This is a genomic window from Pseudochrobactrum sp. XF203 (genome assembly GCF_020341615.1).
GTDB classification, from domain to species: Bacteria; Pseudomonadota; Alphaproteobacteria; order Rhizobiales; family Rhizobiaceae; genus Pseudochrobactrum; species Pseudochrobactrum saccharolyticum.
The window spans coordinates 2,019,824-2,037,555 of record NZ_CP084392.1 but is presented as its reverse complement, the minus strand read 5'-3'; the positions used below and the strand labels follow the sequence as shown (position 1 = coordinate 2,037,555).

The 17,732-nt window shown below is 50.5% G+C and carries 16 protein-coding genes and 3 tRNA genes; 15 read left to right on the top strand and 4 right to left on the bottom strand.

The annotated features are described in order from the left end of the window. The first annotated feature begins 50 nt into the window (after positions 1-50). On the top strand, positions 51-506 hold the full coding sequence (locus tag LDL70_RS09300; protein ID WP_225684902.1) for an NUDIX domain-containing protein: 456 nt from the start codon (positions 51-53) through the stop codon (positions 504-506). Positions 507-535: 29 nt separating this feature from the next. Further along, on the top strand, positions 536-1,066 hold the full coding sequence (locus tag LDL70_RS09295) for a gamma carbonic anhydrase family protein (RefSeq protein ID WP_225684901.1): 531 nt from the start codon (positions 536-538) through the stop codon (positions 1,064-1,066). 108 nt (positions 1,067-1,174) lie between these two features. On the opposite strand, the gene LDL70_RS09290 is transcribed toward LDL70_RS09295, so the two are convergent. The 3 genes from LDL70_RS09290 to LDL70_RS09280 form a co-directional block, all read right to left on the bottom strand. Further along, positions 1,175-1,768, bottom strand: coding sequence for a transglutaminase-like cysteine peptidase (locus tag LDL70_RS09290; protein ID WP_075656443.1), 594 nt, complete (start codon positions 1,766-1,768; stop codon positions 1,175-1,177). Between the two features lie 664 nt (positions 1,769-2,432). After that, entirely contained in the window at positions 2,433-3,062 is a 630-nt protein-coding gene (locus LDL70_RS09285; RefSeq protein WP_151160000.1) for a PilZ domain-containing protein, read from the bottom strand. A 191-nt stretch (positions 3,063-3,253) separates the two neighbouring features. Next, entirely contained in the window at positions 3,254-4,216 is a 963-nt protein-coding gene (locus tag LDL70_RS09280; protein WP_225684900.1) for a PAS domain-containing protein, read from the bottom strand. Between the two features lie 662 nt (positions 4,217-4,878). Between LDL70_RS09280 and LDL70_RS09275 the strand changes: the two genes are divergently transcribed. Both LDL70_RS09275 and LDL70_RS09270 read left to right on the top strand, forming a co-directional pair. Then, positions 4,879-5,616 (top strand): rhomboid family intramembrane serine protease, encoded by a 738-nt coding sequence (locus LDL70_RS09275; protein WP_116087614.1) that lies wholly within the window; start codon positions 4,879-4,881, stop codon positions 5,614-5,616. A 186-nt stretch (positions 5,617-5,802) separates the two neighbouring features. Next, complete coding sequence (locus tag LDL70_RS09270) at positions 5,803-6,237, top strand: CBS domain-containing protein (RefSeq protein ID WP_022710935.1); 435 nt, start codon at positions 5,803-5,805, stop codon at positions 6,235-6,237. A 212-nt stretch (positions 6,238-6,449) separates the two neighbouring features. Here the strand turns inward: LDL70_RS09270 and rlmB are convergent, their stop codons facing one another. Further along, the gene (gene rlmB / locus LDL70_RS09265) at positions 6,450-7,340 is read right to left on the bottom strand and encodes a 23S rRNA (guanosine(2251)-2'-O)-methyltransferase RlmB (RefSeq protein ID WP_225684899.1); all 891 of its coding nucleotides are present in this window, start codon (positions 7,338-7,340) and stop codon (positions 6,450-6,452) included. Between the two features lie 280 nt (positions 7,341-7,620). On the opposite strand from rlmB, the gene LDL70_RS09260 reads away from it, so the two are divergent. The 11 genes from LDL70_RS09260 (at position 7,621) to rpoB (ending at position 17,521) form a co-directional block, all read left to right on the top strand. Beyond that, positions 7,621-7,705: transfer RNA gene (locus LDL70_RS09260), tRNA-Tyr, on the top strand. 25 nt (positions 7,706-7,730) lie between these two features. Beyond that, positions 7,731-7,804, top strand: a tRNA-Gly gene (locus tag LDL70_RS09255). A 216-nt stretch (positions 7,805-8,020) separates the two neighbouring features. Continuing rightward, positions 8,021-9,196 carry an elongation factor Tu gene (tuf, locus tag LDL70_RS09250; protein WP_022710937.1) on the top strand — a complete coding sequence of 392 codons (1,176 nt, stop codon included), beginning with the start codon at positions 8,021-8,023 and terminating at the stop codon, positions 9,194-9,196. Positions 9,197-9,261: 65 nt separating this feature from the next. Beyond that, positions 9,262-9,337: transfer RNA gene (locus LDL70_RS09245), tRNA-Trp, on the top strand. Between the two features lie 344 nt (positions 9,338-9,681). Further along, positions 9,682-9,882, top strand: coding sequence for a preprotein translocase subunit SecE (gene secE, locus LDL70_RS09240; RefSeq protein ID WP_022709972.1), 201 nt, complete (start codon positions 9,682-9,684; stop codon positions 9,880-9,882). A 50-nt stretch (positions 9,883-9,932) separates the two neighbouring features. Then, on the top strand, positions 9,933-10,463 hold the full coding sequence (gene nusG / locus LDL70_RS09235) for a transcription termination/antitermination protein NusG (RefSeq protein WP_116087609.1): 531 nt from the start codon (positions 9,933-9,935) through the stop codon (positions 10,461-10,463). 175 nt (positions 10,464-10,638) lie between these two features. Continuing rightward, positions 10,639-11,067 carry a 50S ribosomal protein L11 gene (gene rplK, locus LDL70_RS09230; protein ID WP_022709970.1) on the top strand — a complete coding sequence of 143 codons (429 nt, stop codon included), beginning with the start codon at positions 10,639-10,641 and terminating at the stop codon, positions 11,065-11,067. A 4-nt stretch (positions 11,068-11,071) separates the two neighbouring features. After that, positions 11,072-11,770, top strand: a complete 699-nt coding sequence (rplA, locus tag LDL70_RS09225; RefSeq protein ID WP_075657644.1) for a 50S ribosomal protein L1 — start codon at positions 11,072-11,074, stop codon at positions 11,768-11,770. 374 nt (positions 11,771-12,144) lie between these two features. Then, positions 12,145-12,663, top strand: a complete 519-nt coding sequence (gene rplJ, locus LDL70_RS09220) for a 50S ribosomal protein L10 (RefSeq protein WP_022709968.1) — start codon at positions 12,145-12,147, stop codon at positions 12,661-12,663. A 51-nt stretch (positions 12,664-12,714) separates the two neighbouring features. Then, a complete protein-coding gene (rplL, locus tag LDL70_RS09215) occupies positions 12,715-13,086 on the top strand; it encodes a 50S ribosomal protein L7/L12 (RefSeq protein WP_075657645.1) in 372 nt (123 codons plus the stop codon). Between the two features lie 298 nt (positions 13,087-13,384). Then, positions 13,385-17,521: a DNA-directed RNA polymerase subunit beta gene (gene rpoB, locus LDL70_RS09210; protein WP_022709966.1), complete on the top strand. Its 4,137-nt coding sequence runs from the start codon at positions 13,385-13,387 to the stop codon at positions 17,519-17,521. Positions 17,522-17,732 lie beyond the last annotated feature (211 nt).

Here is a 17,732-nt window from a genome sequence, read left to right as displayed (position 1 = left end):
GCCGCACTCTTTATATTTAGTATCTCCGACCATTGCAGAAAAGCCGATTTATGAATTTTAAAAGCTGGTTCTTTCATACGTATTTTTTGTTCCGCCGTCCTATGACGCTGGGGGTGAGGGCTGTCGTGCTCGGGGATGAGGGGAAGAGTGTGTTTCTGGTGCGCCATACCTATGTCAAAGGCTGGCATTTGCCGGGCGGTGGTGTGGAACGTGGAGAAACATTTGGACAGGCTCTGATTAAAGAGCTGCGTGAGGAGGCCTGTATTGAGCTGACTGCTACGCCGGAACTTTTCGCCCTGTATAAAAACACCAAAGCTTCCAACCGCGATCATGTGGCGCTGTATATATGCCGGTCTTTTAAACAGAGCGGAACGCGCTCACCTGATTGGGAAATTGCCGAGGCCGAATTTTTTCCGCTCAGTGACTTGCCTGACGGCGTAACAGAGGCCACGATGCGTCGTTTGAAAGAGATCACAACCCATGCGGAGCCGGATGCGTTGTGGTGATTTGAGCTTGAGAAAACGGAGATACCACCATGCCGGTTTATGTGTTGGACGGCCATAATCCACAATTCGACCATCGTGCCAGTAACTGGCTGGCACCGGATGCGACGTTGATCGGCAAAGTGCGTGTCGGTGAAAATGCGGGGATCTGGTTCGGCGTTGTCGCCCGTGGCGATAATGAGCTGATTCATATCGGTAAGGATACGAATGTGCAGGAACATTGTGTTTTGCACACCGATATCGGTTTTCCGCTGACCATTGGTGAGGGCTGCACAATCGGCCATCGGGCAATGCTGCATGGCTGCACGATTGGTGAGAACAGTCTGGTCGGAATCGGCGCAATCATTCTTAATGGTGCAAAAATCGGCAAAAACTCATTGGTCGGCGCCGGTGCTCTGGTCACCGAGGGAAAAGAGTTTCCGGATAATTCGCTGATTGTCGGCTCACCGGCGCGGGTATTGCGGGAACTGACCACAAAGCAAATTGAGAAACTGCGTGATTCCGCACAAAATTACGTTGCCAATGGCAAGCGTTATCAGCGCGGCTTGGAAATCGCGCCTTAATTGCTCAACAGCATAATTTCTTAAGCTTGAATCAATTTAAGGTAAAATTATGCTGTAAATATAAAGTGTTAGAGTGAGTTTTGTACGCTCAAGAGGGCGCACGGCGCTCTAATTTCCCAGCGCTGATGTTGCAATACCGCTCATCAGCATTTCCGGTGCGTGGCGGATATCGACCCACTGGCCGCTGTGACGGGCGGACTGACGCTTGAGATAGGTGTAGTCCGTCTGGCTCCAGTTTTTGACGCTGTCTTCAAGATTATCCAGAATGAAATCACCGCGGTCTGTGCGCACTGTCAGCACAGCATGGCCTTCGCCATTGCTCTGACGGACAACAGTAATCAGCAATGTATTCACCGGAAAACCGGCATTAATCAGCATACGGCGCTTGAGCAGCACATAGTCTTCACAGTCGCCATATTGGGTCGGATAAGACCAGACTTCTTCCTTGCCCCAGATTTCCATATCGGTGCGTGGCAGAATTGCAGTGTTTACCTGTGCATTGACCTGAACGATCTTGTTCCACAGAGCCTGTGTGAGCTGCAACGGGGCTTCTGAACGGCTGGTTTGGCTGCATTCTTTTTTATACTGTTTGCAGAAGTCATAATGACCGACCGGCTGGGTTGTGCGGCCTTCCGTCTGCATCCATGGCTGAGCAGCCTGACTTGTCGTCGTGCCGCCAAACACTGTTCCTAAAACTGTCATTGTAAGCAGCAGAGTTGCGGCAGCCAGCTTATTCTTTGCTGTTGTGCTGCGGGCACTCTTTTTATGTGCTGTCTTTTTATACATTGTGACGCTCCTTGTTGAGAGCACCATGGCAGCGAGACATTGACACTATCCAAAGGGATATGAATAAGACAAAGTAAACGCAGAAGTGAAAATTCGTAAACCTTAACTGCCTGTAAAATCAGTGTTTTAACGAAAATTAGGACTTACTATACGCAAAATTCACGCAGGTTTCGGTTGTGTGAAAGCTTGAGGTTAACAGAGCGTTGTGCAGTTAACAGCGGGTTGAAATCTGCCGGATGTCCACAGCCTCTGGTTAATATGCGGTGTAAGGCGTACCGTGTGCGATAAGCTTATATTTACCTAGCCGTTTTGCGTTTTTACAAATTTGTAAAAACGAATTTCAGCGTTTGATAACTATAAAATATGAATGCGTGGCTTTTTACACAGGCTTGCCCTGAAAATGGTGATGCCTCGCCCTTTATGCACGGCATCAAAGATCACTCAGAATCATAGATACAGGGGAAAAGGGGGCTTTAGTGCCGGATCGTTTACGCGAGCCGGTTGATGAAATCTGCGCGCGTCAACACGTTCACCCGATGTCCGGATGAATATAATAGGGCAGGATTAAATGCGGGATGCTTTAGTCTTTTGGCAGATCGGTTTGCAGAACCAGAAACTCAATGCCGATGCCATCTTCAAAATGGCGCATGACTTTCGCCTGACTGTTGCCAAGTGTTACAATGCTGCGCAATGGTGGTCGCAGATTGGTGGCGACGGCTGCGCCGGACAGTGACAGATCAAGAATTTTACAGGCATGTTCCGAACCGTCATCAAGGATCAGGATCGCTTCGGTACGCGCAGGTGTATGACGGGCATGACGTCTTTGCTCTGACTGCTGACTGGTGTTTTTGCTCAGCCAGTTGATTTTTGCAGCCAGTTTATTTTTCTGATGCACAGTCTGGATCAGCTGCAGCGTGAAATCATCCCGCTGAACACTGATGACAGTGCCTTCGAGCCGTCCGATATTATCCACATAAGCAATAATATGATCATCCGCACGGATGATGATTTCATCATCGCTCAGAGTGAGGTCGGCATTATTGGTGGAGATACGCCATAATTTGCAGGCATATTCACTGCCGTCAGCACGCATGAAGCGGCCGTCCAGAGGTGATTTCAGGGTCAGTCTTACGGCAGAATCCGGTTGCTCCGCAGTCTTTGCAGGCGATGTGAATGAGGCGTGCGAAGATGGAGGTGTTTCTGCCGACATATGATTCAAAGGTGCCTTTGAGCGATTCTAAAAATATGAAAGCCGGTGTTTCCCCTTCACCGGCGATAATACGATACGATAAAATTTAACAGTACGCTACTAAAAGCTTAATTTTGTAGCGTTTTTACTTCACCATTCTATGGGGATAACAAATTTTACATCAGTACTGCCGGTTATACTGACCTCACAAATCAGGATTTGTCTTTGCCGCCGGTTATCAGCTTGAGATGTGCTGCCTTGGCTGCCTGATAGGCAGATTCGGTTTCCGGTGCCGCTGTATGAATACTTTTAATGAGATCAGCAACCGTCAGAGGAGCAGGTGCGCCGGTTATTGCCGGTGCGGGGCGGGCAGAATGCGGAACAATTTGTTCCGTTGCCCGCGCAGCCGGCATTAAGGCTTCGATCTGGGGAAGTAAGGCTCTGGCAAAAGCCGTGTCCGCTACACCGATACCGTCAATTCTGATGCTTTCATCAAGAAGAGGGGCAGTGCCCGCTGATGCGGTTTTCGCAATCGGCATATTATCTGCATTCGGCAGAAGTTCGTGATGGCGATCGAGCAAGACCTGAAGAACAGACTTCATACCTTTCGCCGCATTCAGATTATCATCCTGAACCGGTAGTGCAGCATTATTGTCCGAGAGACCCATGCGGTTACTGATGAGCGGTTCACTGCCAAGCCAAAGCGGCTGATCCAGCGCAACCATGCTGCCGATCCATGCAAGGGAACCGTCTGCCTCATGCAACGGCAATAATAATGTTTCGAAATGGCAGTTTTTTTCGTTCAGCGTCTGGCCGGTATGTTCCAGCCGCAGCGGGCGGTAATCCAGACCGGAGAGATGCAGCTGTTCAGCAAGCCATGAACGGACATCATCATGCCAGAGAGATAAAAAGCGGGTATTGCGCAATTCTCTGCCATAAATTGTGCAGAGGCGGGTACCGGCCAGCCGGAACTGCCATTGCTTTGCCTGCGGAATATCTGCGGTCTCAGGCTGCTCTGCTGCGCCGTTGGTATCAGCATCACTGCGCAGAATGAAGATATTCGGTAGCTTGCCACCCAGCGCACGCGGGCTGATGTCACGACGATCCGGCGCTGCGCGGGTTCCGCGCAACCTGTCCCAATATGTGAGCAGATCTGCCGTCCAATCATGTTTCATGATATGGCGCTGTCCTCGTATCTTCCTGCGACCGGATATTTCTGCTTTTGCAGCGGAATACCGGCTGTGTGTAACATGTTGAGCGCGCATGTCTTTCAGATTGAAACACTGCTTTCGCGAAACATATTTTAATTTTCAAAGCCCGATAAAAATTCCCAGCCGGAGCTGAGATTGACGGGTTTTTGAATATGTTTGATGGCGATAATATGCGCACAGGAACGTAAACAAGCCATGATTGAGCACCGAACATCCACGAACAATAAAATTTATGGTTAACGCTTTGCTTCGATTGCATTAATCAATTAAGTATGTTTAGATACTTTTACGCAAAAGTTGCAGGCGTTTTATTGGGAAGCTGCCAATTGCATCTTATGCTTGAACTCCAGAATTTATGTCCGGACGATATTGTCCGTTCGCCGCCTGTTTAACAGGCGGTTTTTTCTTATCTGGACAAGGTTTCAAGAATTTCACCGGAATATTTCAGGCTTGTCTCACGCCTGTATATAAATGTGCGATGTAAAATGCCGCGACAAAACCGCTTTCCACTTTTACCGGAAGTGCTCTATGTTCCTGTTTGAGCGATAAATTCCGCAGACAGACCTTGTCGCATTGTGTTCTGACAGCACTCTGCCGATAAATGTGTAAATCATAATGAGGATAATATGCAGCAGCCGGTTAATGAAACCCGGACAGAGGATGACCGCGGACAAGGCGGTTCTCAGCCGGTCTTTAATATGCCGCCGGTGGTTGTGGCATTAATCGGTCTCTGTGCCGCTGTATATATTGTGCAGTTCTATCTGCTGAGCGATCCGCAATATATCTGGTTCCTGCTGAATTTTGCATTTATTCCGCAGCGCTTCAGTGCGTGGGGCGGCTTTACCGATATTACAGCATGGTTCACTGCGATCAGCTATTCCTTCATGCATGGCGGATTTGCGCATCTGGCGGTGAACAGCGTGTGGTTTGCCGCTTTTGGTTCGCCATTGGCCGGTCGTATCGGGACGCGTAAATTTCTGCTGTTCTGGATACTTACATCCATTCTGGCGGCATTCACCCATTATGCGCTTTATCCGGACAGCAATATTCCGCTCGTCGGTGCTTCCGGTGCAATATCCGGCATGATGGGGGCTGCGGCGCGTTTTGGTTTCCGCCGTGTTACTTATTATACAGGGACGGGGCGGCAGGTACCTGCTTTCGGCGGGCCGCTATTGTCGGTGGCTGAAACCTTGCAAAACCGCACTGTTCTGACATTTGTCGGTTTCTGGCTGCTCATCAATGTGATTACAGGACTTTATGCAACGCCTGCCGGCGAATTGTCAGGCATTGCGTGGGAGGCACATATCGGCGGTTTTGTTGCAGGATTCTTCGGCATAGCTTTGTTGCTGCGCGGGCGCTCCTGAAACTGCTTTGTTTTATCGCCTTCCGCGATTCTGTGTTAGACTGAATCAACGGTCACCAGTACGCATGCTGCTCTTCCGTTCTTGTAACATTATGCAGTATTTTGTGTGCCGGTCAGCCGCCTGATGCCATAATCCTCTCTGTTTTCAGGAGGAAAATGTGATGTGTTTCATTATCGGGAGGAAATAATGACTGTACGCGCAATTCTGGAGCAGAAGGGCAGTGATGTTTTCACTGTCAGGTCAGATGCGAATCTGGAAACAGCAGCAAAACAACTTTCAGAGCACCGGATCGGTGCTTTGCTGGTTGATGACGGCAAGGGCCGATATACAGGGATTCTTTCCGAGCGGGATATTGTGCGCGCCTGCGCTAATCACGGAATACAGGCCTTGCAGCTGCCGGTTTCAAAAGCAATGACAACAAAAGTGCTGCATTGCAGCCCGCAGGACAATGTTCATTATGTCATGGAAATGATGACACGGCATCGTTTCCGCCATGTGCCGGTGGTGAATGAAGCCGGTGATCTTGTCGGTATTATTTCGATCGGTGACGTTGTGAAGCGTCGTATTGAACAGGCCGAACAGGAAACGGCCGAGATGATTCAATATATCGCCACTGCCTGAGTGCCGAATTTTACTAAAGCATGTCGCAGCTAAATGGCCTCATTTAGCGTTCGCGAACATGCGACAATTAAAAGAATCTAGAGCGAGTGCCATGAATGCTATTAATCGCGACACGCTCTAGAAAAGCCCTGCATTGAGTGATTCAGGAGAATGTCACGGTTAAAAGCGGCACTCCGCGAATCCCCGATACAGGGCTTTGTTGTTCAAACTTGTTATTTGCTCAGGAAACGCTGGGCAGCATAAAGTGAAATTGCAGCGGCGTTCGAGACATTGAGCGATTTAATTGCGCCCGGCATATCAAGCCGCGCCAATGCGGTAACTGTTTCACGGGTTTTCTGGCGAAGACCTTTACCTTCCGCACCAAGCACGAGAGCAATCTTGTCGCCCTTGAGCGTGTGTTCCATTTCCTGAGGGCCTTCAGAATCAAGGCCGATAGTCATGTAACCCAGCTCATGCAGTTCCTGAATCGCTTCAGCAAGATTGCGCACTTCGATCTGGTCGATCATTTCCAGGGCGCCGGATGCTGATTTGGCCAGAACGCCTGATTCCTGCGGGCTGTGACGGGATGTTGTAATCAAAGCATCTGCACCGAAAGCCACAGCCGAGCGCAAAATAGCGCCGACATTGTGCGGATCGGTGACCTGATCGAGAATCAAAAGCAGCCTGCCTTCTTTCAGATCCTGCAATTTACGCGGTTTAAGCGCTGCAGTTTCAATAAGAACACCCTGATGAACAGCGTCGGAGCCGGTCAGCGCATCAATATCGCGCGGCTCAACCATTTCAGGAGCGAGACGGGCAATAGTTGCTTCATCCAGTTCCAGACGGGCGAGGGCGTTTTTAGTGACCATCATACGGAAAATTTTGCGACGCGGATTTTCCAGCGCGGCTTTTACCGTATGCAGGCCATAAAGACGGGTGATTCCGTCGCCCGCAGGCGTACCTTTTACAGGTTTACGCTTAGGGAACCGGTTATTTTGCGAATTTTGTTCGCTGCCGCCGGATTTTTGATCACGAAACTGGCGCCGCAGACGCGCATAATGCGAATCTTTTGGTGTGCCGGAGGAGGAGCCGGATGAGTCCGGTGACGATTTTTTATCTTTCATGAGCGCTCTATACCGATTTTCCTGTCTTCAAGGTAGCATCTTTCCTTATTCACAGGCAGGAAAGTTTCATGATGCGAAAAAACTACCCCTGAAAAGCCCTATATTGTGGATGATTGATAAGCCTGTGAAAATTTTGTGCATTTTTTTCAAAAAGAGCTGTTGACTTATCAGGGTGTTATCGGCATAACCCGCCTCGTTCACAGCGACAAACGAGCCAAGCGCTACGGGGTCACAGTGAACGGAATGCCTAGTCGCTCAACTCTGCTTGCAGTGAGTTTCTGGAGGAGTGCCCGAGTGGTTAAAGGGGGCGGACTGTAAATCCGCTGGCTTAGCCTACGTTGGTTCGAAACCAACCTCCTCCACCACTGCCAGAGCAGGAGTTTAGAGTGCGCGGGTATAGCTCAATGGTAGAGCAGCAGCCTTCCAAGCTGAATACGCGGGTTCGATTCCCGCTACCCGCTCCAGATTTATTTCAGGGCGGTTTGGCGTGAGTAACTTGGCGGGCTTTGAATAAAGCTTAAGCCGGAAGCGAGTTGATAGAGTTCCGATCCGGTAGCGGGGCGGGGCTTTAGTTCTACTATATAATATCCTTGACTGTCAGGTCGTAGGGTAAGTTATATGGCAATTAAAATTGTTGCAGCGCATTAAATTAAGCGTTGTGGTGAAAGAGAGCGACAGCGATGGCAAAGAGCAAATTTGAACGTACCAAACCGCACGTCAATATCGGCACAATCGGTCACGTTGACCATGGTAAGACCTCGTTGACAGCTGCAATCACCAAATTCTTTGGTGACTTCCGCGCTTACGACCAGATCGATAACGCACCGGAAGAAAAAGCCCGCGGTATCACCATTTCGACCTCGCACGTTGAATATGAAACAGAAAACCGCCACTACGCACACGTAGACTGCCCAGGCCACGCTGACTATGTTAAGAACATGATCACCGGTGCTGCGCAGATGGACGGCGCGATCCTGGTTGTTAATGCTGCTGACGGCCCGATGCCACAGACCCGTGAGCACATTCTGCTCGCTCGTCAGGTTGGTGTGCCTGCGATCGTTGTGTTCCTGAACAAAGTTGATCAGGTTGATGATGCTGAGCTGCTCGAACTCGTAGAAATGGAAGTTCGTGAACTTCTGTCGAAATACGACTTCCCGGGCGATGATATTCCAGTTGTTAAGGGTTCGGCTCTGGCAGCTCTGGAAGACAGCAACAAGACAATCGGTGAAGATGCAGTTCGTGAACTGATGGCCGCTGTTGATGCTTACATTCCAACTCCGGAACGTCCTGTTGACCAGCCGTTCCTGATGCCAATCGAAGACGTATTCTCGATCTCCGGCCGTGGTACAGTTGTTACCGGTCGTGTAGAACGCGGTATCGTTAAAGTTGGTGAAGAAGTTGAAATCGTTGGTATCAAAGCTACCGGCAAGACAACTGTTACCGGCGTTGAAATGTTCCGCAAGCTGCTCGATCAGGGCCAGGCCGGCGACAACATCGGTGCACTGGTTCGCGGTGTAGGTCGTGATGACGTTGAACGTGGTCAGGTTCTCTGCAAGCCAGGTTCGGTTAAGCCACACACCAAGTTCAAGGCAGAAGCTTATATTCTGACCAAAGACGAAGGTGGCCGTCATACACCATTCTTCACAAACTACCGTCCGCAGTTCTACTTCCGTACAACTGACGTAACCGGTATTGTGACCTTGCCAGAAGGCGTGGAAATGGTTATGCCGGGCGACAACGTAACTGTTGATGTTGCGCTGATCGTGCCAATCGCTATGGAAGAAAAACTCCGTTTCGCGATCCGTGAAGGTGGCCGCACCGTTGGTGCAGGTATCGTCGCTTCGATCATCGAATAATAGATTTCACAAGGCTGGTACGCCAGCCTTGTCCGCCGGTCTGATAGATTAGGGCGGAAGAGTTTAGGGGTATAGCTCAGTTGGTAGAGCGACGGTCTCCAAAACCGTAGGTCGCGGGTTCGAGCCCTGCTGCCCCTGCCATTTTCAGAAAAGCGGTGCTGTATTGATTTACAGTGCCGCTTTTTTGTGCTTAATAGGTGCCGAGCTGGTCTTGTGTGTCAGCGCAGTCGTTTTATAAATAATATTAACCCGCCGCAGGGCAGGGGCGCCATGCACTTTCCGTGCATGATATGCGGGAATTTATTATATCTTAGCATATGGGCTTGTTTTTTTATGGAATCGGCTCTATGTAGGGCAATACGTAAACGGTGCGTGGGATTGAGTTTTCGTCCGACGTGCCGTAATCTTGTGAGTTCTTTCTGATTAATACATTCTTAACGGCTTGTTTTGATTGGGATTAATTTTTTTCAAGCGCAGAGTGGCAAATGGCGTCCAAAACAAATCCGATTACGTTTTTCCGTCAGGTTCGTGCTGAGACGGCTAAAGTAACGTGGCCAACCCGGCGTGAAACTGTTATTTCAACCGTTATGGTTGTTATTATGGCTTTTCTGGCGGCGCTGTTTTTCTTTTTTGCGGATCAGTTGATGGCTTATGGCGTTGAATTGCTTCTGAGTCTCGGTCGTTAATATAGGCTTGGTTGGCATTTGGCTGGTGTGAGCTATACGGGAGAAGCATAATGACTGCGCGTTGGTATATCGTACACGCATATTCGAATTTCGAAAAAAAGGTTGCTGAAGCAATCGAAGAAAAGGCGAAGCAAAAAGGTCTGTTTCATCTTTTTGAAAAAATTCTGGTGCCTACAGAAAAGATCGTGGAAGTGCGCCGCGGCCGTAAGGTTGACGCAGAGCGCAAATTCTTTCCGGGCTATGTTCTGGTTCGTGCCAATCTGACAGATGATGTCTATCATCTGATTAAGAATACCCCGCGCGTAACCGGCTTCCTCGGTACAGAGTCGAAGCCTGTTCCGATCAGTGACCGTGAAGTTCAGCAGATTCTTTCTCAGGTGGAAGAAGGTGTTGAGCGTCCACGTGCTTCTGTGTCGTTTGAAGTGGGTGAATCTGTTCGTGTTTCGGACGGTCCTTTCGCTTCCTTCAACGGTATTGTGCAGGAAGTTGATGATGATCGTTCGCGTCTGAAGGTTGAAGTGTCGATCTTTGGTCGCGCAACACCTGTTGATCTCGATTTTGGTCAGGTTGAAAAACTCTGATCATTTCAGCCTAAGGGCTGAATTGTCACTAAGGTGACAAATTGGGTGGAAGGGGCGCAGGCTTAGCCGCTCTGTTAACCGGACCACCCGCTGCAACGCTGCATATGCAGTGGTGATAGAGTGCCGTAAAGGCATTTAACATTGCCCTGAGGGGCAAGAAAAAAGGCAGATAGTAATGGCTAAAAAAGTTGCAGGCCAGCTGAAGCTTCAGGTAGCTGCTGGCGCCGCAAATCCATCGCCGCCAATCGGTCCGGCTCTGGGTCAGCGCGGTATTAACATCATGGAATTCTGTAAGGCATTTAACGCTGCCACGCAGGAAATGGAAAAAGGTTCGCCTGTTCCGGTCGTGATTACCTATTATCAGGATAAGTCCTTCACATTCGTGATGAAGACTCCTCCTGTAACCTACTTCCTCAAGAAGGCTGCTAATCTGAAGTCCGGTTCGAAAGAGCCTGGCAAGATTTCTGCCGGCACGGTTTCCCGTGATAAAGTGCGCGAAATTGCTGAAGCCAAAATGAAAGACCTGAATGCGTCTGACGTTGAAGCTGCAATGCGCATGGTTGAAGGTTCTGCCCGTTCGATGGGTCTGAAGGTGGAAGGCTGATACGATGGCGAAAATTTCAAAGCGTGTCGCTAAAATCCGTGAAGGCGTAGAGCCTATGAAACTTTACGACCTGAGCACTGCTCTTGGTCTCGTAAAGGAGCGTGCTGTTGCGAAATTCGACGAAACTATCGAAGTTTCGATGAATCTCGGTGTAGATCCACGTCATGCTGACCAGATGGTTCGCGGCGTTGTTAATCTGCCAAACGGTACAGGCCGTACTGTTCGCGTTGCTGTATTTGCCCGTGGTGACAAAGCTGAAGAAGCTAAGAAAGCCGGTGCGGATATCGTTGGTGCGGAAGACCTGTTCGAAACCATCAATGCCGGCAATATCGATTTCGATCGCTGCATTGCTACCCCTGACATGATGCCACTCGTTGGCCGTCTGGGTAAGGTTCTCGGCCCGCGCGGCATGATGCCAAACCCTAAAGTCGGTACTGTGACTGTTGATGTTGCCGGTGCTGTTAAGGCTTCCAAGGGCGGCGCAGTTGAATTCCGCGTTGAAAAAGCCGGTATCATTCATGCAGGTATTGGTAAGGCTTCTTTCGAAGTTAAGGCTCTGGAAGAAAACATCCGCGCTTTCGCAGATGCAGTTCTGAAAGCCAAGCCAGCCGGTGCAAAAGGTGAATACCTGAAGCGCGTTGCGGTTTCTTCGACCATGGGCGTTGGTGTCAAGGTTGAACCTTCGAGCGTTAAAATCGCCTGATTTGCTTTTACGGAATAAATCTGTAAAAGCCTGATTCAAATGTTGCCCGAGTAATTGCGACATTCGAATTGAAACAAGTTTCCGGGGCCTCTGGGCCCGGATCACCGGAAGTAAAATTCCGGTATCCTGTCCGAGATTGCAGGTGGTTCGCCTTAATTTTATGAGCCTGCATGAGACGTGGAATGACCTTATTTTTTGCAGCTTTGCTGTGTTTTAAGGTTTGAACCGTAGTTGCCTTGACCGGATCTGCTCTCGGGCGGTGAAGGGGAAGGGGACAGGAACCTCGTAAGTTGGATAGCACTTCTTACACGCTATCCGGCAAAGGCAACCCGGTAAGAATACTCCTGTGTATTCTTATCAACTGGAGAGAGACAGTGGAAAAAGCGGAAAAGCGCGAATTTGTCACTTGGCTGAACGGCACTTTCAAAGAGTCCGGTTCGGTCGTCGTGGCCCACTATAGCGGTCTCACAGTTGCACAGATGAGCGATCTTCGCGAAAAAGTCCGTGCAGCAGGCGGCGCCGTTAAAGTCGCGAAGAACCGTCTTGCCAAAATCGCTCTTCAGGGCACGGAGTCCGAAGGCATTGCAAATCTGTTCACCGGACAGACTGTAATTGCTTATGCAATCGATCCGATTGCAGCTCCGAAAGTAGCGGTAGAATTCGCTAAGACCAATGACAAGCTTGTCATTCTTGGTGGTTCTATGGGTGCGACTACTCTCGATGCAGAAGGCGTGAAAGCTCTTGCTTCCCTGCCGTCGCTCGACGAACTGCGCGCCAAGCTGGTTGGTATGGTTCAGACACCAGCCACCCGTCTCGCTGTGCTCACAAGCGCGCCAGCAGGTCAAATTGCTCGCGTTATCGGCGCACATGCCCGGAAGAACGAGGCGGCGTAAGGCCGTTCTCGCTGTTATAACAGTTCAAACCTTAATCAAAGGAATATACAAATGGCTGATCTCGCAAAGATCGTTGAAGACCTGTCCGCACTGACCGTTCTGGAAGCTGCAGAACTGTCCAAGCTTCTTGAAGAAAAGTGGGGCGTATCTGCTGCTGCTCCTGTAGCAGTTGCTGCTGCTGCCGGTGCTGCTGCACCAGCCGCTGAAGAAAAGACCGAATTTGACGTTATCCTCGCTGATGGCGGCGCAAACAAGATCAACGTGATCAAAGAAGTTCGCGCGATCACCGGTCTGGGCCTGAAAGAAGCTAAGGACCTCGTAGAAGGTGCTCCTAAGGCTGTTAAAGAAGGCGCGTCGAAAGACGAAGCTGAAAAAATCAAAGCTCAGCTCGAAGCAGCTGGCGCTAAGGTTGAACTCAAGTAATTTGAGTGATCCGGCGGGCTTAACGGCCCGCCGTTTTCCGCTTATGAGCGGACGTTTTTTGTAAGCGCCTGATTTTAGGTGACAAACAAAAATGGATAGCATAATGAACTGTATATGTCTTTCATGATACGTGGCAGATTTTATAGTTCAAACGGTTACAAACCCTTTTCCTGACAGAAGAGCAGCTGTCAGGAAACGGGTTTTGACCCGTTCATAGGACCGTCGTAAGGCGGCAAGCAACAGGCCCTGGTATTCCCACGGGCTCAGAACGCCGTAAGGCACAGAACGAGGAGCGACGATGGCTCAGACCCACTCTTTTAACGGTCGTAAGCGCGTACGCAAATTTTTCGGCAAGATTCCAGAAGTCGCCCAGATGCCGAACCTCATTGAGGTTCAGAAGGCATCCTATGACCAGTTCCTTATGGTCGATGAACCTAAGGGTGGACGTCCTGACGAAGGTTTGCAGGCTGTTTTTAAGTCGGTGTTTCCGATCTCGGATTTTTCCGGGGCCTCTATGCTCGAATTCGTCAAATACGAATTCGACGCGCCAAAGTTCGATGTGGATGAGTGCCGCCAGCGTGATCTGACCTATTCAGCACCGCTGAAAGTGACACTGCGTCTTATCGTTTTTGATATTGACGAAGATACAGGCGCAAAGTCCATTAAAGACATCAAGGAACAGGATGTCTATATGGGCGATATGCCGCTCATGACCGACAATGGTACCTTTATCGTCAATGGTACGGAGCGTGTTATCGTTTCGCAGATGCACCGTTCGCCTGGTGTGTTCTTTGACCATGATAAAGGCAAAACCCATTCTTCGGGCAAGCTCTTGTTCGCTGCGCGCGTGATCCCGTATCGCGGTTCCTGGCTCGATATCGAATTCGATGCCAAGGATATCGTTTACGCACGTATCGACCGTCGCCGTAAGATCCCTACCACATCGCTGCTGATGGCGTTGGGTATGGACGGTGAAGAAATTCTTTCGACCTTCTATAACGCTGTCCCTTATACACGTGACGGCGAAAACTGGCGTATTCCGTATTCGGCTGACCGCTTCAAAGGTATGAAAATCATCGGCGATATGCTCGATGCTGATACCGGTGAAGTCGTTGCTGAAAGCGGCCGTAAGCTGACTGCGCGCGCTGCCAAGCAGATCGCGGAGAAGGGCGTTAAGGCGATCCGTGCGACGGATGATGATCTGCTCGGTTCCTATCTGGCAGAGGACATCGTCAACTATGCAACCGGTGAGATCTATCTCGAAGCCGGTGATGAAATTGACGAAAAGACTCTGAAGATTCTGCTCGAAACCGGTGGCAACGAGATCAATATTCTTGATATCGACCATGTGAATGTGGGTGCTTACATCCGTAATACGCTGGCTGCTGACAAGAACCAGTCCCGTCAGGATGCGCTGTTCGACATCTATCGCGTGATGCGTCCGGGTGAGCCTCCGACAATGGATTCCGCAGAAGCGATGTTTGAATCGCTGCTGTTTGATTCAGAACGTTACGATCTGTCGGCTGTTGGTCGTGTTAAGATGAATATGCGTCTTGACCTCGATGCAGCGGACACTGTTCGTGTTCTGCGCAAAGACGACATTCTCGCTGTTATCAAGACGCTCGTTGAGCTGCGTGACGGCAAGGGCGAAATCGACGATATCGACAATCTCGGCAACCGTCGTGTGCGTTCCGTTGGCGAGCTGATGGAAAATCAGTACCGCGTCGGTCTGCTGCGTATGGAACGTGCGATCAAGGAACGTATGTCCTCGATCGAAATCGATACAGTGATGCCGCAGGATCTGATCAATGCGAAGCCGGCTGCTGCCGCTGTTCGCGAATTCTTCGGTTCCTCGCAGCTGTCGCAGTTTATGGATCAGACCAACCCGCTGTCTGAAATCACCCATAAGCGTCGTCTGTCGGCTCTCGGACCTGGCGGTCTGACCCGTGAACGCGCAGGCTTTGAAGTCCGCGACGTTCATCCGACCCATTACGGCCGTATCTGCCCGATTGAAACACCGGAAGGTCCGAATATCGGTCTGATCAACTCGCTCGCAACATTTGCGCGCGTCAACAAATATGGTTTCATTGAAAGCCCTTACCGTAAAATTATCGACGGTAAGATCACCAATGAAGTCGTTTATCTTTCCGCTATGGAAGAAGCCAAGCACTATGTTGCTCAGGCCAATGCTGAAGTGGGCGAAAATGGTGAATTCGTTGAAGAATTCGTAATTTCACGTCATGCCGGTGAAGTTCTGATGGCGCCGCGTGAAAACGTGGATCTGATGGACGTTTCGCCGAAGCAGCTGGTTTCTGTTGCTGCTGCGCTTATTCCGTTCCTGGAAAACGACGACGCCAACCGCGCTCTTATGGGCTCGAACATGCAGCGTCAGGCCGTGCCTCTGGTACGTGCGGAAGCGCCGTTTGTCGGTACCGGTATGGAGCCGATTGTTGCCCGTGACTCCGGTGCTGCTATCGGTGCACGCCGCGGCGGTATTGTTGATCAGGTGGATGCGACACGTATCGTTATCCGTGCAACTGAAGACCTCGATCCTTCGAAGTCCGGCGTTGACATTTACCGTCTGATGAAGTTCCAGCGCTCCAACCAGAGCACCTGCATCAATCAGCGTCCGCTTGTGCGCGTTGGTGACCGTGTAGGGAAGGGCGACATCATTGCTGATGGTCCGTCGACCGATCTGGGTGATCTGGCGCTTGGCCGTAACGTGCTCGTCGCGTTCATGCCTTGGAACGGCTACAACTACGAAGACTCCATCCTGCTTTCTGAAAAGATTGTTTCGGATGACGTGTTCACTTCGATCCATATCGAAGAATTCGAAGTTGCTGCCCGTGATACCAAGCTCGGACCTGAGGAAATCACACGTGATATTCCGAACGTTTCGGAAGAAGCACTGAAGAACCTCGACGAAGCCGGTATTGTTTACATCGGTGCCGAAGTTCATCCTGGCGATATTCTCGTCGGTAAGATCACACCAAAGGGTGAAAGCCCGATGACGCCGGAAGAAAAGCTTCTGCGCGCTATCTTTGGTGAAAAGGCTTCTGACGTCCGTGACACCTCAATGCGTATGCCTCCGGGAACATACGGTACTGTTGTGGAAGTTCGCGTTTTCAACCGCCACGGCGTTGAAAAAGATGAACGCGCAATGGCGATTGAGCGTGAAGAAATCGAACGTCTGGCAAAAGACCGCGACGACGAACAGTCTATCCTTGACCGTAACACCTATGGTCGTCTGGCAGATATGCTGGAAGGTAAGATTACTGCTGCTGGTCCTAAGGGCTTCAAGAAGGGCGTTGCGGTTAACCGCGATATCCTGACTGAATATCCGCGTTCCCAGTGGTGGCAGTTTGCCGTTGAAGACGAAAAGAGCCAGAGCGAACTCGAAGCTCTGCGCAACCAGTATGACGCATCCAAGAAGCTGCTTGAAACACGCTTCATGGATAAGGTCGAAAAGGTTCAGCGCGGCGACGAAATGGCTCCGGGCGTCATGAAGATGGTTAAGGTCTTTGTTGCTGTTAAGCGCAAGATCCAGCCAGGCGACAAGATGGCCGGCCGTCACGGTAACAAGGGTGTGGTTTCCCGCATTCTGCCAGTAGAAGATATGCCGTTCCTTGAAGATGGTACCCATGCGGACATCGTGCTTAACCCTCTGGGTGTGCCGTCCCGTATGAATGTGGGCCAGATTCTGGAAACACATCTGGGCTGGGCATGTGCCGGTATGGGTAAGAAGATCGGGCAACTGATCGAGGTCTATAAAGAGACCGCAAATATCCAGCCGCTGCGTGACACTCTGGAACATATCTATCCGGACAATGACCGTAACGAACCGGTTCGCTCTTATGATGACGACAGTGTCCTCATGCTTGCAGATCAGGTGAAGCGTGGTGTGTCGATTGCAACACCGGTCTTTGACGGTGCTGTTGAAGCAGACATCAATGCGATGCTTGCTGATGCAGGTCTGGCAACTTCCGGTCAGTCGACGCTCTATGACGGCCGTACAGGCGAACCTTTTGATCGTCAGGTGACAATGGGCTATATTTATATGCTCAAACTGCACCACCTGGTTGATGATAAGATCCACGCCCGTTCGATCGGACCTTACTCGCTCGTCACACAGCAGCCGCTGGGTGGTAAGGCGCAGTTCGGTGGTCAGCGCTTCGGTGAAATGGAAGTCTGGGCGCTTGAAGCCTATGGTGCAGCTTACACGCTGCAGGAAATGCTCACCATCAAGTCTGATGACGTGGCAGGCCGTACCAAGGTTTATGAAGCGATTGTTCGTGGTGACGATACATTCGAAGCGGGTATTCCGGAGAGCTTTAACGTTCTCGTGAAGGAAATGCGTTCGCTTGGTCTGAATGTCGAACTCGACGATACACGCGACCTGGTAGCGCCGACAGAGCTGCCTGACGCAGCAGAGTAAAAACAAAGGCGTGACGCGGTTTTCCGCGCCACGCCATTATTGCCATTATTCGGCAGTATGTTTTGAAAGAATGACGGTTTCAGGCGCTGTGTCTGGCCGTTGCGCAGATTAGGGCAATTGCCCGTCAGAGAGTATCTGGGCGCTAAAGCCTGTGCCGGATACTGCTCTGCATATAGATTCAAACGCATGATGCTGTCGCGAAGTAGGCCAA